The sequence below is a fragment of the Bacillus sp. FSL K6-0994 genome, assembly GCF_038630815.1.
In the GTDB taxonomy this organism is placed as follows: Bacteria; Bacillota; Bacilli; order Bacillales; family Bacillaceae; genus Bacillus; species Bacillus safensis.
Genome location: NZ_CP152043.1, coordinates 1,926,225 through 1,940,741, shown reverse-complemented (window position 1 = coordinate 1,940,741; position 14,517 = coordinate 1,926,225). Strand labels below are relative to the sequence as shown.

Genomic DNA, 14,517 nt, shown 5'->3' with positions numbered 1-14,517 from the left:
AAACAAATGTACAGGAAAACGAAAAAGTTTATAAAATTTATGATGGATCCATGATCTATTGGTTTATTTTTTGAATATTCATGTTATAATGACAAATTAAATAAGGTTAAAGAGAAAGGATCTTGTACATGAAACCGTTGCTCAAAGAAAATACGCTAATTCAAGTGAAAGACATCTTAAAAGCCCATCAAAATTTGAAGGATGTAGTCATTCATACACCACTTCAAAAAAATGAGCGACTTTCTGAACGATATGAATGTAATGTCTACTTAAAAAGAGAGGATCTTCAAGTAGTTCGTTCCTTTAAATTAAGAGGCGCTTTTAATAAAATGAGCCAGCTTCCAAAAGATAAACTAGAAAATGGCATTGTCTGTGCAAGTGCAGGAAATCACGCACAGGGTGTTGCCTATTCTTGTAAATATTTAGGTATCCACGGGAAAATCTTTATGCCTGCTACGACGCCAAGGCAAAAAGTATCACAAGTGGAGCTGTTCGGAAAAGAATATGTTGAAATTATCTTAACCGGAGATACGTTTGATGATTCGTATCATGAAGCCGTAAAATGCGGAGATGAAGAGAAGCGCGAATTTATCCATCCGTTTGATGATCTGGATGTGATGGCAGGACAAGGAACGACTGCTGTCGAAATCTTAAATGATATCGAAGTGGAGCCTCACTTTTTATTTGCAAGTGTCGGAGGTGGAGGTCTGTTATCTGGTGTTGGTACATATATCAAAAATATCTCACCAGAAACCGAAATCATTGCAGTCGAACCGCTTGGCGCAGCTTCACTGCATGCCTCGCATGAGAAGGGCGAGGTTGTGACACTTGATTCGATTGATAAGTTTGTAGACGGAGCAGCGGTTCAGCGGATTGGCGAAAAGACGTTTACATCGCTTCAGTCTGTTGTCGATAAAATCAGTCTTGTACCCGAAGGGAAAGTGTGTACAACGATTTTAGAGCTGTATAATCAATGTGCGATTGTAGCAGAACCGGCAGGCGCATTGCCAATCGCAGCATTAGATGCTCATCGCGAGGAGATCAAAGGGAAAAATGTTGTCTGTATTGTCAGTGGAGGAAATAATGACATCGGCAGAATGCAGGAAATCAAAGAACGCTCGATGATCTATGAAGGGCTTCAACATTACTTTATTGTCAATTTTCCGCAAAGAGCAGGAGCGCTTCGTGAATTTTTAGATGAAGTGTTAGGGCCAAATGACGATATCTCACGCTTTGAATATACGAAAAAGAATAACCGAAGCAAAGGTCCTGCGCTAGTCGGCATCGAATTGAAAGAAAGAGATGACTATGCAGCGCTGATTGAGCGGATGGATAGAAAAGGCTTTCACTATGTTGAAGTGAATAAAGATCAAGATTTATTCCACCTATTTATTTAGGCTTAACAGATAATTGGAAAAGAGGATTGATCGTTTGTGCTGCTCAAAACAATATGTTTTAGACGGATGGATGGAGCTCAGATCAAGGTAACAGAAGTCCCTGTTCTAAAGGGAGATGAGACGTATCGTTTCATGCTCACCTTTAGACTTGAAGCTTTCTTGAAAAAAGTCTATGTATCTAAAGGAAAGAGAACTGTGTACTCTTTCAGAGAGGATGTGAAACGTAACGTCAAGTGGAGCACATATGAACAGATCTATCAGGAGCCTACACTGAAACACAATGCGTAAGCAGGAATCTTTGTCAAAAGGGGTAAGCAGCCATTTTGAAGTGGCTGCTGCTCAGTTTGGCAAGGATTTTTTTCTTGACAAGAAGAAAATGTGACAATTTCAAAAACGTTAGGTCAGTTGTTTTCAAGTGTGCAGGAAATAAGGTAATATCATAAGTAAAGACTAAGACAGCAAGGATGAGACGATAGTGAAACAAATTAAAATTGTAACAGATTCAACTGTGGACCTTCCGCAAGAAAAAATCAATGATCTTTCCATTCACGTGATTCCGCTCAATATCTCCATTTCTGGAGTTGATTATATTGACCGGGTGAATATACAGCCAGATGAATTTATTGAGAAAATGGAGGCCGCTGAGGAACTGCCGAAAACGTCTCAACCTGCGATCGGTCAATTCGTCGAATTATATGAAAAGCTGACGGCAGATGGAAGCGAAGTGATCAGTATCCATTTAACTGGTGGTATGAGCGGTACTGTTCAAACTGCTGAAAGCGCTTCGGAAATGGTAGATGGAAATATCACGGTGATTGATTCGAATTTTATTTCCTATGGATTAGGATTTCAAGTCATCAAAGCAGCAGAACTAGCCAAAAAGGGTGCAAGCCGTGAAGATATTATCACAGAATTAGATAAAATCCGTCTTCAAACAAAGCTATATGTCACGATCGATACATTAGAAAATCTCGTCAAAGGCGGCAGAATCGGAAGAGGAAAGGCGCTGATCGGCTCACTTCTTCACATCAAACCAATTGCCAGCTTGACAGACGGGGTATATACGCCAGAAGCGAATGTGAGAAGCTACTCTGCGCTTGTCCGCCATCTGACAAAACAGTATGTACAGGCGGTGAAGGGAAAAACAGTTCAAGCCATTGGGATCGCACATGCAGATGCATTAGAACTCGCTGAAAAGCTAAAAAAAGCGCTGCTTGATCACACACCTGAAGCACTGATTGACATCGCCTACACAACACCGATTATTTCTTGTCATACCGGAAAGGGCGCAATAGGCTTTACTTTTTATACCGATTGATAGAAAAAGGGGATGGACATATCATGTATAGAAAAAGGGGAGCCTTACTTGGTGCGCTTATGATGGTAAGCGTGCTTCTTTTAGTCTCATGTTCAAATGGACAAATCAAGGATGCTTTAAATTATCAAATAGAGCCGTTTGAGTTTGAAAACCAAGATGGCCAAAAGGTGTCATTGGATGATTTGAAGGGGAAAGTATGGGTAGCAGATTTTATTTTCACAAGCTGTGAAACGATTTGTCCGCCGATGACTGCTCATATGACAGAGCTGCAAAAACGGTTAAAAGAAGAAAAATTGGATGCGCATATCATTTCCTTTAGCGTGGACCCAGAGGTCGATTCACCGAAAAAGCTAAAGGAATTTGCAAAAGCCTATCCATTGTCCTTTAAAAATTGGGATTTTCTCACTGGGTATTCACAGTCAGAAATTGAAAAATTCGCAATGAAAAGCTTTAAAACCATTGTAAAAAAACCTGAAGATGAAGACCAAGTGATTCATCAGTCTCTGTTTTTTCTTGTCAATCAAGATGGGAAAGTGATGAAAAATTATGATGGCGTGCAAAACACACCTTATGATGATATCATCAAGGACATCAAAACGCTGAACCGAAGCTAGCATAAGGATGTTCAAATGGGCGAAAACATGATACACTTTTTTAATCAGAAAAAGGAGGGACATCATCGTTTGAAGGCTCGTTTGATTTTGATTGTGATGTCTCTAGCTTTTGTTCTTTCTGCATGTTCCGCGCAAGAGGCTGGCATAAAGGATAAACTAGAAGACACACCAAAAGTAAAAGAACATATTACCATCGCAGCGGTTGGAGATTCCTTAACAGAAGGAATCGGAGATCAAGATAAAAAAGGCTATGCAGGCATAACCCGTGACAAGATAGAAGCAGTGGACGGCGTGCAGTCTGTCACATTAAAAAACTATGCCATTAAAGGCAGTAGAACAGTAGATTTATTAAAAAGATTAAAAGAAAAAAAGGTGCAGGACGGACTGAAAGACGCTGACTATATTTTCTTTACGATCGGCGGGAATGATCTCATGCATGTTGTCCGTCAAAATGTGCTTAATTTGACGTTTGCTCCTTTTCAAAAAGAGCAGGGTCCTTTTGAAGAGCGCTTTAAAACCATTCTTGCTCAACTGAGAGAACAGAATGACCATGCGAAAATCATGTATGTCAGCATGTACAATCCTTTTAAATTCAGTTTGTCTGAGCTGCGAGATATTGATGAAGTCGTTCAAGACTGGAATGCCGCTGCCAAAAAGGAACTCAAAAAAGACGGCAATGCGGATATGATCAATGTAGCAGATTTATTTGAAGAAGGTTCTGATGAAAAATTACTGGCAGAAGATGATTTCCACCCAAACCAAAAGGGGTACTCTCTTATGGCAAATCGTTTATTCTCCGAAGTGAAAAAAGAAGGACTGCCGAAGGAATAGGGTGAAACAGATGAAAAAATGGAAAAGCTTATTTTTTATTTTACTTGCAATCAATCTATTGATTGTGATTGGCTGCGGTATTTTGATGCTGCTGCCAGGCGGTCAATCCGCTTCAACCAAAGAAGTGAAAAGCGAATATGCTTTTAATATATCCAGCTCAAAGGAATCACTCACCAGCTTTGTGAATGATTATTTGAAAAATCAAGGATCAAATGATATGCCAGACTTTCATGTAGCAATCGATCAAGATGTGAAAGTAACAGGCGCAATTAAAGCTTTCTCTTCAACGATTGATGCAAACGTCTCATTTACGCCAACTGTTGAAGATAATGGTGATGTGCTTTTGAAAGTGGATGACTTTTCAATTGGACAATTGAGCATTCCGATTAGTTTTGTTTTAAGCTACATGGGTCAGTTCTATGAGCTGCCAGAGTTCGTTCATGTAAAACCGGATCAAAAAACGGTTGAAGTGCGTCTTTCAGAAATGCCGCTGACGAATGATATGTATGTGAAAGCAAATAAAATTGATCTGCAGAACGATGAAATTGAATTCTCATATTATCATCCAAAGCAATAGAACGTGTGAGTCAGGAGTGAAATCATGAAGCGAGTCTATCAATATTTTAGTTTACTGTCGTTTTTATTTGCTGCGTACTTTGGCATAACAGCTGCCAATGCTTTAAAAGCAGAAAATATCGATCAGTTTTACTTAAATATTGCCTACTGTGCATTATTTCTAGGCACGATGATTCTTGCTTTTGATTTTCAAAAGCAAGAAAAAGCTGAAGATGTCTCGTAAGGAGCCTTTTCCACTTTAGGAAAGGCTCTTTTTTATAATTGCCGAGACAAGACCACCTTTGCCATAAGTTCAGGATCTCCGTTAGCAAAACCATGAAGCAGAATCAGGTATGCACGCTTTGTTTGCAGATGAACTTTTGGGATATCAAGCAGTACACTTTGAGTGCCGGCGGCTTTCAATTCAAAATGATATTTGTTCGGGGAGAAATGATGAATGTGGGTGCTGTTTACATAATCAAGCTCCTTCGATATAACCCCATGGTCTCGTTCGTATATATCTATAGAAGGAAGGTCCGGAGACAGCTGTACAAATGTAAGTGCTGACAGGTCTTCTTGTTTGATCAAAGTAGCCTGCTGCTCAGTCAAGAGTGCAAAGCCTGCACGGGCACCTGTGATACATAATGTGTAGACCTTGCCGCTCTTAAATCGAATGCGGGAATGAAGAATTCTCTCATTTGTAGCCAGTTTGAACACTTCTATTTCATACATTCCCTCATCCCACTCCATATAAGCGGTCAAATGGCTGTAAGGCATTGGTTTCATTATCTGCTTCCGGTTCACATAAACAGCGAGCTCACTGAGATCTGGTGCAGCGTGAAATAATCGAATAAAGGCTTTTGATGAAGGGCTGCTTTGAAGATGCTCGTAGGTGTCAGCGAATGGCCGATATGGAAAGTCATGATAAAAGAGCTGCTGCATGTCATCAATCCCTTCTTTCTCATGCAATGGTGTTTTTTGTAGCGTATGCATGAAAAAGACGATCTGTATAGGCAAAAGAAGCATAGAAAAAAGCCTGACGTTTTCCGTCAGGCCGGCATGTTAAGAAGGAGAAGAATATTGATGATATTCAGCTAGTTTAATGAACGTTTTTTCATCCTCAATTAAACCACAAACACCGCACTGGACTTTCATTTGAGGACCTTGATAGCTCAAGTGAAAAGGAGACAGCTGTTCTCCTTCGTATCTTTCAACAACTGCTCCTGTTGCTGGATCAAGCTTTACAGGTTCTGAAAGCTGCTCAATGAGATTAAAGCGCGTTCTGTTTGTTTTACAGTTTGGACAAAGATAAGGGCTTGTCATGGTTTGTTCCACCTCTTTTTATCCGTAGCATGTCCTGAGCGCTAAAATCTATGCTTAATCCTTTTGACTTTTATCCAGCTTTTTAAATAATTTGATCATGGTTTTTAGTTCTTCGTCATCAAATGATTCAAATCGCTCCATAAAGTATTCGGTTTTCTTTTTCTCAAAATGCTCAGTAATTTTCTTACCCTTATCGGTTAAGTGGATTTTGATGATGCGGCGGTCCTCTTTTGAGCGGATACGGGTGATCCAGCCTTTTTCTACGAGTGTGTCAGTCACAGCGGTAATATGACTTGCTGACACTCCAAGAATGGAAGCGAATTCCGTTACTTTTTTTGCACCTTGCTCACGGAGCAGATTTAAAATAAGAAATTCATTCCGAGATAATTCGTTTTCGAGCAGGCTGTTAATTTCATAACGGATCTGCTTAAATACGGTTCTCAGTAAAGTGTCCATTTCGTACATCATTTGTTTTCTTTGTTCCAATCATTAAACCCCCATTATATTTTAAAGATACGACAGAATGCTTTCTTTTATTTTAGGTATACAAGTCGTATCATTTTCATTATTTTTTATCATGTTATAATATGATGATACCATTTTTTAAATGAAGGGGGCACTAATATGTCTGAAAAACAAGAATTAGCCACATTTGCAGGAGGCTGCTTCTGGTGTATGGTTAAACCTTTTGATGAACAGCCGGGCATTATCAAAGTTGAATCAGGGTATACTGGCGGACATACAGTGAATCCGACCTATGAGGAAGTATGTACAAATACAACGGGGCATAGAGAAGCGGTTCAAATCACGTTTGATCCTGACGTGTTCCCGTATGAGAAGCTGCTAGAGCTGTATTGGCAGCAAATAGACCCAACAGACGATGGCGGGCAATTTGGCGATAGAGGGGAATCTTACCGTACAGGTATTTATGTTCATCATGACGAGCAGCGAAAGCTAGCAGAAGCATCGAAAGAGCAGCTGAGCCAAAGCGGGATTTTCAAAAAGCCAATCGTTACAGAAATTTTAGACGCAGGTCCTTTTTATCCAGCAGAGGAATATCATCAGCATTATTATAAGAAAAACAAAATGCACTACGAACGATATCATGTCGGTTCGGGCAGAGCCGGTTTTATTGAGTCCCATTGGAGTGATAAATAATGGCAAATGAAAAAGAAAAGCGTATAAAAGAATTAAACCGCATGCAGTACGAAGTCACGCAAAATAATGGCACGGAGCCGCCATTTCAAAATGAATTTTGGGATCATAAAGAAGAAGGTATCTATGTGGATATCATTTCAGGAAAGCCGCTTTTTTCTTCTTTAGATAAGTTTGATGCCCACTGCGGATGGCCAAGTTTTACAAAACCGCTTGAAGAGGAAGAAGTAGCAGAGAAGGTTGATACGAGTCATGGAATGGTGCGGACAGAGGTTCGCAGTAAAACAGCTGATTCTCATCTAGGTCATGTTTTCCCTGATGGCCCAGGGCCAAACGGTCTTCGGTATTGTATTAACTCAGCCGCTTTAAAGTTTATCCCAAAGGATGATCTTGAAAAAGAAGGCTACGGGGATTTGAAACATCTATTTGATTGATCCATTTAAAAATCGTCACATGGAAAGCAGCTGCTTCCGTGTGACGATTTTTTATTTTTTATGATGTGTATGATGTAATTGTTCGATGATGTGGAACAGCTTTTCTTTTGTAATGAGCGGTGCTTCTTTTGAGGTGTAATTCGTTAAGTCGACTTTTTGAAAGGCAGGGTGCAAATGTGGTCTTGGTAAAATGGCATAAAATTGTTCATGTTCAAACAGTGCATCTGCTTCGTGCGGGAATGTGAGCTCCTCGTGAAGCTTTTCGCCAGGTCTTTTTCCGACTACAAGAACATCTGGAGATTGAGCATTGATTTGAGCGGCATATTCGTGAAACGCTTTTAAAAGATCGGCAAGCTGTAAGGACTCCATCTTGAGAATGAAGGTTTCGCCGCCTTTCATCATAATTGCTGCTTGAAGTGTGAGGGAAACAGCCTCTTCAATAGACATAAAAAAACGTGTCATATGAGGATCAGTCACGGTCAAAGGTTTTTCATTTAATAGCTGCTGGAGCATGATTGGAATAACGGAACCTCTAGATCCAAGCACATTGCCAAAGCGTACAGAGCAAAACCTGGTTTTTTGATTCGGAATACTTTCGTTTGCTTGGAAAAATAGTTTTTCTGAAATCAATTTTGTTGCACCCATGGCATTCGTCGGAGAAACCGCTTTGTCAGTTGAAATGTTGACGACATGACTCACTTCATGTTCGAGGGCGGCTTCAATGACGTGCTGTCCGCCGATGATATTCGTTTGAACGGCTTCGAACGGATTATCTTCACAAGTGGGTACTTGTTTTAAGGCCGCTGCATGGAAAATGATATCCACACCCTTGACGAGCTGTCTCACGCGGCTTGCATCCCGGACATCTCCTAAAGCGAATACGACTTCTGGATGTTCTGCGTACTCATTTTTCATCATGTATTGTTTGCTGTCATCTTTACTGAAGACGATTATCTTCTTTGGAGAGCAACTTGTTAATTTATTCACGATTTGCCGGCCGATTGACCCCGTACCGCCTGTAACCAATATCGTTTTGTCACGAAAAAAGGTCTTCAAAGTCGTTTCTATCTGTTTGGACATATCTAATCCCCCAACTCTCATTTCTCTACTTTGCATCATATGTGAAAGAGCGGCATTCGTTTGAGGAAAAGAACCACTTCATGCATAAATTAGGTGAACAAATTATAACCATCTGCTAGTCGTCTTAATAGAATATGGAGAGATAAGAGATCAACTAGAAAAACGAGAGACCTGAATACTTCAGTACTGCGGTCAGCTCGGGAAGAAAATGGTAAGGGAGCTGTGCGCGAGGGGAGAAGAGAAGACATGTATAGGGGAAATCGTATTTTAGCTATGATACCTGCATTTAGAAGTCACGACGGCCAGCATGATGAACACATACGCATATTGGCAGAGAGGCCGCTTATCTATTGGACCATTCAGCCGTTACTGCAAATGATTGAATTAGATGAAGTCATCGTCTCCTCAGAGGATGTCAATACGCAAATCATTTCATCTCACTACGGAGCAAATGTGATTGAACTGCCAAGCACACATGTGACAGAACAAACGCCGTCACTGTTAGCTGTGAAGCATGCGCTTGCTTATTTAGAGCGGGAGGGAAAAACCTTTGATATTGTGCTGTATCTGCATCCATCGTCTCCTCTAAGACAGCCGACAGATATCGAGAAGTGCTTGCAGCTTTTAGTGGAAGGGGGATATGACTGCACCGCATCTTTTACAGAGGCGTTAGAAAACCCAAATGAAACTTGGACACTGCATGAAAACAATGAAGCTACTTTATATAAGGACAATCATTACTTTTTCATGCCAAAGCATGAGCAGCCATATACGTATGGCCGGCTAAATGGTGCGGTATATGCTTTTCATGCTCATTATGCAAAAGAATGCATTCATTCCTTTTTAGAAGGATCTGTCGGAGCATATATGATGGATCGCACGCGGTCGCTTGTGGTGAAACAGGAGGCAGACCGGAAAGAGGCAGAGAAAATCTTATTAGCTCACCGAGATGCGGAAGATCATGCATAAGCTGGCATTCAATGAGAAAAAGCGCCCAGTTATAGGGCGCTTTTTACAATGTCATAAAGCCTTTGTGGCATCGTATCAAATGTATTCCAGCGAACGGTTTGCTCGTAGTTGTTCAGTGCGGCCGCCTTTCTTTCACCTGCATTTGATCCATAGTATTCAACCTGTTCTATCAAATCGTCCTCATCTTTGTAAAAAGCAAAGCTTGAAAAAGCAGGCGGCGGAGGTAGATCCGTCAATTGAAAACTCCCAGTTGCAGCAATGTCAAATGCTCTGTTATTGAGGCTCATATTTTGAATCATGGCTTTGTTTTTGTTATACGCAAATTGAGCCGGCCTATGCGGATTCAGGACAATTGCTGTCTGCTGATAGATGTCCGCCATTTGCTGAGGACTCAGCCAATTCGTTATCAGTGTGAAATCACGATAATGTCTCCGTGATTTGTTTAAGTGACGGTGCCATTCCTTACCTGCAACGAGAATACGCCATTTGTTTTGCTGCAAGAGTGTATCGATGGCTTTGATGCGGTTGGGATAAGGGTAGCCAATGAGTGCAATGTCATACGTGCACATCTCTTCTGGCGATTCATTTTTCTGAAAGACACGTGTATTTGCCGGAATGGGAAAGTAGTGCGTATGATCAGCGCCTAATTGTTTATAAAATGGCAAAACCCCTTCATCAATCGTTAATATAAGCTGAGCTTCATGTGCGCAAGCAGCTGACACATCTGTATAAAAGGGATCTTCTGTCATCCAAAGAACAATCGGGATTTTTTCTTGTTTGAATTGATGAAGCACATCTTTCGGAACATGATCACCGATCATTATCAAAACAAAATCCGGAGAAAATGTCCGGATTTTGTGCATGTTCGTGGGTAGAGATTCTCTATCAATCTTTACACATGAAAAGGGGGAATCAATGAAGCTTTCTTCTACCCATTGATCAAACATGTGATAGATTCCGCCGTAGCCAGAACTGATATAAAGAAGCTTCATGATGATCCTCTCACATTAAGATGTGAATGTAACACTTTCAACTTTATCTACATCTAATAGAGTCGTTGCTGAGCCTGTAGGTGTGACAGAGCTTTCTTGTGTAACAAATACAACGCCTGTTGAAGCATCGAATGATACAAATTGAACTGGCCCAATTAAATCTCCTGAGTCAGTGACAATGCTAATGACTGTTCCTGGTGCAAGTCTTGCAAAGATCCATCTTGCTGGCTGAGATACATCGAGTGTTGTAGCAGAATCTGAAGGTGATGCCTCAGCTGCCACTTCACTTAATAAATCGTTCAATTTTTCTTCCATTTGAACTCCTCCTTCTTCGAGATTAGCTGTTAATGCATGAGTAATTGGTTTGAAAAACACTTTCAATAGTTCCTTTTTTAATTCAGCACGCTTTTCGCTCATTTTTTCCCCATCCTTTCTTCATCAATTCAAACTCACCCCTATGTATATGCCGTTCTTTTTTTTTGGCATAAGCAGAACGCTGATTCCTGATCTTTTTTTCATTTAATCACTTCACACATTTTTAAAAATGTTTTCAAATGCTGAGGCTAAATGAAGTGACGCTCATACTCTAGTAAAGATTAAATGTGAAGAGAGAGGGATTATGAATGGAATTTGAACAATTATTAGATGGTTGGAACGAAGAATTAGTAGAGTCGGAAGGAGTGCTTGAAATCATCTTGATTTTACTTCTTCTTCGTCTTTTAGAAGAAAGTGGGGAAGAGAATGTGTCAGACATCAAAGAATTACTTCGTCCATGGCTTGAGCTTGGCATTCCGTTGCCGCGTGTTCATTTGGTCAATGGAGATGTACTTCAAAACGTGGTTGTCGTGCAATTGTTTGATACGGTTGCAGTCTTTAAAAACGCGACAAATCAGCTAAGAGTGAGTGTTCCTTATGTGAACATTGTCAGCTGGGGGGCTTTTTAATCTAATCAAAAAGGATAATGATCATGAAAGTATCGGTGATTTTAACAAGCTACAATAAACCAGATTTCATTGATCGTGTGCTAAAGAGTATGGTAGATCAAACGTATCCGCATTGGGAGCTTTTGATTATGGATGATGGCTCAGAAGAGGGCACCATTCAAAAGATCCAGCCCTATTTAAGTGATGAACGCATTCAGCTGTATTCGCACACAGTTCATCCAGCAAAACGGCTGTTAACCGCACGATATGCGACGCTTATTAATGAAGCATTAACCCGTATAACAGGTGAGCTCATTTGTTATTTAACCGATGATACCATCTACCATCAAGATCGTTTGCTTAAAATGGTGGATGTTTTTCGGTCGAAGCCTCACATAGATATTGTGTATTCCTCGCAGCGGGTCGTGCATGTTGATCAGCATTTAGTGGAAACGATGAGTTTTATTCGAGAAGCAGATCAAATCTTAGAGCATGCGTCCTTTCAAGTGGACCATTGTTCGGTCATGCACAGAAGCTGCTTGCTTCCACTGATCTATGAAAAATACGGACAATATTGGGACGATGAGCCAAAGCACTGGCATCATGCAGATTCTGTATTTTGGATGAGGCTGAATCACTTCGCTGCGTTTTTTCCATTAAAAGATGTACTGGATACAACGTATAAAACGCCCCATTCCTTTCATCATCTGTTTTCGAGTATGCCGTATGATTTAATTGACGGAACGGTCATTGAAAAAGAAGAAGATTATTATCAAATCGCAGACGGGAAACTTCATGGAATTGAAAAACGCTGGATCAATGAAAAGAACAGGCGTGCGATCCGTGTTCCGCTGTTATGTGAGATGAAATATGAAATGAAAGAGAAGCTGGCAGTACCCAATTATACAGTCGTTACCGCAGATAATGGGAAAACGTTCTTTTATATTGAAGATCAGAAAAAAAGACGGTTTGCTTCAAAACGTGACGTGCAATATTTTCAGTTTCACCCTAAGGAGATCTATACGATTTCAAATGATCAGCTTCAGGCATTTGAGGATGGCGGCATAATTCAGGCTTCTCCAGTTTTCAGTCCGCCAAACAGGCGCCTGTTTAAATGGAAACAAGATGTTTATTTACTTGTGCATTATGCCTTTTGCCGTATTGATCCTGAGGTCGTGAAGCGATTCGCTTTTTATCATCAGCCGATTAAGCTGTACCCATCCCAATTTGCGTTTTTTCAGGAAGGAAAGCCGATTGTGCCGCTGTATAGGGAATCGCTGCAAGAATTCGATATGTCTCTTTATCAAACATCCGGACGAAAGCACTCCTCATAAGAGGGGTGCTTTTTTCGCAATGATTGCAGGAAGTAGAAAGGAAAAAGCGAAACATGAAAAGGACAGGAACCTTTAAGAATTGATCAAGCCGCTGAAAACTTGGCAATTGATGCCGGTTTTTTGGCACTGAAAGTGAGGGGGAAAGAATGGGGAAGGTTGTCGAAAGAGCAGATTGGTTTGAATTGATTTTAGAAGCTATTGATGAAGCCATTCACGTTGTAGATGATCGAGGGATGACGATTTTTTACAATCATAATGCCGCTAAGTTTGACTCTTTACAAAAAGAAGAGGTGATTGGCAAGTACATCCTTGATGTGTATCCCTCTTTAACTGAAAAGACAAGTACGCTCATGCATGTGTTGCGAACAGGAAAGCCCATTTATCATTCGCTGCAAACCTATTTGAATAAAAATGGAGAAAGGATTGAAACAGTGAACACGACATTGCCTATTATCGAAGATAACGAGTTAATAGGCGCGGTCGAAGTCGCAAAAGATGTATCAAAGCTGTCGGCTCTTTCCAATCGGTTAGGGCAAAAAAAGCGGACACAAGACGCGGCTGAGGCCGTACAAATGCATGATTTTGCTTCATTTTTAACAAATGATCCTCTTTTAAAAGAAATGCTTGAAAGGGCAAAAAAAGCAGCTGCTTATCCATCATCAGTTGTTGTCTACGGGGAAACAGGGACAGGAAAAGAAGTGCTCGTTCAAGCCATTGTCCATGAATCTGACCGGAAAAATCAAGTGTTCATTCCGCAAAACTGCGCAGCACTCCCAGAATCATTACTTGAAAGTTTATTGTTCGGATCTGTCAAAGGGAGCTATACGGGCGCACTTGATCGCAAGGGACTTTTCGAATTAGCTGATGGGGGCACACTTTTTCTTGATGAGCTGCAAGCGATGCCGCTCACGCTGCAGACGAAATTATTACGTGTGTTAGAGGATGGCGTTGTCCGCCGCATCGGTGACGCAAAATCCATTCAAGTGGATGTTCGGCTCATTACTGCGCTCAATATGGACCCATTCGAAGCAGTGAAAAAGCAAATTTTAAGAGAAGATTTATTTTATAGATTGCATGTATCATCTTTTTATATCCCGCCGCTTCGTGAAAGAAAGCAAGATATCACGCTGCTATCCCGCCACTTCATTCAAACCTATCATCAGCAGTTTTCAAAAAACGTTACACGCCTTTCTGAAGAAACGGAACGATTGTTTATGGCGCACCACTGGCCTGGGAATGTCAGAGAATTAAAACATACGATAGAGCATGCCGTGTTGATGATGCCAAAGGAAGCGGAAGAGATCATCCCTCTATACCTTCCGGCTCATTTACGTGAGCAAAAGCTGGAAAAAGAAACATCTGAATCCTCCTTAAAAAATCAAGTGTCTTCATTTGAACAAACATTGATCCAAGAAGCTTTACATCAGCATAATGGAAATATTAAAAAAACCGCCGCTGCTTTAAAAATCCCTCGACAAACGCTGCAATATAAATTAAAGAAATATGCAGATGCCGAAATATAGGCACAACATCCAATTGAATATGACGGGTAAAAGCTCCTTTTGTAAAGAATAGGGGCATTTTCCCATGTT

General features: G+C 40.7%; 19 protein-coding genes. 13 read left to right on the top strand and 6 right to left on the bottom strand.

Translation table 11 applies throughout. The features are described from left to right. Positions 1–128 precede the first annotated feature (128 nt). The 7 genes from ilvA to ypmT all read left to right on the top strand — a co-directional run bounded on the left by ilvA (position 129) and on the right by ypmT (position 4,959). Positions 129–1,397, top strand: coding sequence for a threonine ammonia-lyase IlvA (ilvA, locus tag MHB69_RS09845; protein WP_024428146.1), 1,269 nt, complete (start codon positions 129–131; stop codon positions 1,395–1,397). Positions 1,398–1,433: 36 nt separating this feature from the next. Beyond that, complete coding sequence (locus MHB69_RS09840; RefSeq protein WP_024428147.1) at positions 1,434–1,685, top strand: YpmP family protein; 252 nt, start codon at positions 1,434–1,436, stop codon at positions 1,683–1,685. A gap of 187 nt (positions 1,686–1,872) precedes the next feature. Continuing rightward, entirely contained in the window at positions 1,873–2,715 is an 843-nt protein-coding gene (locus MHB69_RS09835) for a DegV family protein (protein WP_342495523.1), read from the top strand. 59 nt (positions 2,716–2,774) lie between these two features. Further along, on the top strand, positions 2,775–3,329 hold the full coding sequence (locus MHB69_RS09830) for an SCO family protein (RefSeq protein WP_029706009.1): 555 nt from the start codon (positions 2,775–2,777) through the stop codon (positions 3,327–3,329). A gap of 69 nt (positions 3,330–3,398) precedes the next feature. Beyond that, on the top strand, positions 3,399–4,160 hold the full coding sequence (locus MHB69_RS09825; RefSeq protein WP_024428150.1) for an SGNH/GDSL hydrolase family protein: 762 nt from the start codon (positions 3,399–3,401) through the stop codon (positions 4,158–4,160). Between the two features lie 10 nt (positions 4,161–4,170). Then, positions 4,171–4,737 (top strand): YpmS family protein, encoded by a 567-nt coding sequence (locus tag MHB69_RS09820; RefSeq protein WP_024422724.1) that lies wholly within the window; start codon positions 4,171–4,173, stop codon positions 4,735–4,737. Between the two features lie 24 nt (positions 4,738–4,761). Further along, positions 4,762–4,959 (top strand): protein YpmT, encoded by a 198-nt coding sequence (gene ypmT, locus MHB69_RS09815; protein WP_024422723.1) that lies wholly within the window; start codon positions 4,762–4,764, stop codon positions 4,957–4,959. A gap of 32 nt (positions 4,960–4,991) precedes the next feature. Here ypmT and MHB69_RS09810 read toward each other — a convergent pair whose 3' ends face one another. The 3 genes from MHB69_RS09810 to MHB69_RS09800 all read right to left on the bottom strand — a co-directional run bounded on the left by MHB69_RS09810 (position 4,992) and on the right by MHB69_RS09800 (position 6,524). Continuing rightward, positions 4,992–5,708 carry a DUF4397 domain-containing protein gene (locus tag MHB69_RS09810; RefSeq protein WP_342495522.1) on the bottom strand — a complete coding sequence of 239 codons (717 nt, stop codon included), beginning with the start codon at positions 5,706–5,708 and terminating at the stop codon, positions 4,992–4,994. A gap of 69 nt (positions 5,709–5,777) precedes the next feature. Then, positions 5,778–6,038, bottom strand: a complete 261-nt coding sequence (locus tag MHB69_RS09805) for a hypothetical protein (protein WP_024422721.1) — start codon at positions 6,036–6,038, stop codon at positions 5,778–5,780. A 54-nt stretch (positions 6,039–6,092) separates the two neighbouring features. Further along, positions 6,093–6,524 carry a MarR family transcriptional regulator gene (locus MHB69_RS09800; RefSeq protein ID WP_342495521.1) on the bottom strand — a complete coding sequence of 144 codons (432 nt, stop codon included), beginning with the start codon at positions 6,522–6,524 and terminating at the stop codon, positions 6,093–6,095. 138 nt (positions 6,525–6,662) lie between these two features. Here MHB69_RS09800 and msrA point away from each other — a divergent pair, with 138 nt between their 5' ends. Both msrA and msrB read left to right on the top strand, forming a co-directional pair. Further along, positions 6,663–7,196: a peptide-methionine (S)-S-oxide reductase MsrA gene (msrA, locus tag MHB69_RS09795; RefSeq protein ID WP_024422720.1), complete on the top strand. Its 534-nt coding sequence runs from the start codon at positions 6,663–6,665 to the stop codon at positions 7,194–7,196. Then, positions 7,196–7,627 carry a peptide-methionine (R)-S-oxide reductase MsrB gene (gene msrB / locus MHB69_RS09790; protein ID WP_024422719.1) on the top strand — a complete coding sequence of 144 codons (432 nt, stop codon included), beginning with the start codon at positions 7,196–7,198 and terminating at the stop codon, positions 7,625–7,627. The genes msrA and msrB overlap by 1 nt, the downstream gene beginning before the upstream one ends. Before the next feature lie 51 nt (positions 7,628–7,678). Here msrB and MHB69_RS09785 read toward each other — a convergent pair whose 3' ends face one another. Continuing rightward, positions 7,679–8,707, bottom strand: a complete 1,029-nt coding sequence (locus tag MHB69_RS09785; RefSeq protein WP_034280530.1) for an SDR family NAD(P)-dependent oxidoreductase — start codon at positions 8,705–8,707, stop codon at positions 7,679–7,681. Positions 8,708–8,953: 246 nt separating this feature from the next. Between MHB69_RS09785 and MHB69_RS09780 the strand changes: the two genes are divergently transcribed. Continuing rightward, on the top strand, positions 8,954–9,676 hold the full coding sequence (locus tag MHB69_RS09780) for an acylneuraminate cytidylyltransferase (RefSeq protein WP_144496167.1): 723 nt from the start codon (positions 8,954–8,956) through the stop codon (positions 9,674–9,676). 29 nt (positions 9,677–9,705) lie between these two features. Here the strand turns inward: MHB69_RS09780 and MHB69_RS09775 are convergent, their stop codons facing one another. Beyond that, positions 9,706–10,668 carry a DUF3880 domain-containing protein gene (locus MHB69_RS09775; protein ID WP_034280534.1) on the bottom strand — a complete coding sequence of 321 codons (963 nt, stop codon included), beginning with the start codon at positions 10,666–10,668 and terminating at the stop codon, positions 9,706–9,708. 15 nt (positions 10,669–10,683) lie between these two features. Next, the gene (locus tag MHB69_RS09770) at positions 10,684–11,085 is read right to left on the bottom strand and encodes a hypothetical protein (RefSeq protein ID WP_024422714.1); all 402 of its coding nucleotides are present in this window, start codon (positions 11,083–11,085) and stop codon (positions 10,684–10,686) included. Positions 11,086–11,291: 206 nt separating this feature from the next. Here MHB69_RS09770 and cgeC point away from each other — a divergent pair, with 206 nt between their 5' ends. The 3 genes from cgeC to MHB69_RS09755 all read left to right on the top strand — a co-directional run bounded on the left by cgeC (position 11,292) and on the right by MHB69_RS09755 (position 14,448). Continuing rightward, on the top strand, positions 11,292–11,612 hold the full coding sequence (gene cgeC / locus MHB69_RS09765) for a spore maturation protein CgeC (RefSeq protein ID WP_120208108.1): 321 nt from the start codon (positions 11,292–11,294) through the stop codon (positions 11,610–11,612). A gap of 17 nt (positions 11,613–11,629) precedes the next feature. Then, entirely contained in the window at positions 11,630–12,925 is a 1,296-nt protein-coding gene (locus MHB69_RS09760) for a glycosyltransferase family A protein (protein ID WP_120208106.1), read from the top strand. 146 nt (positions 12,926–13,071) lie between these two features. Then, a complete protein-coding gene (locus tag MHB69_RS09755; RefSeq protein WP_120208104.1) occupies positions 13,072–14,448 on the top strand; it encodes a sigma 54-interacting transcriptional regulator in 1,377 nt (458 codons plus the stop codon). Positions 14,449–14,517 lie beyond the last annotated feature (69 nt).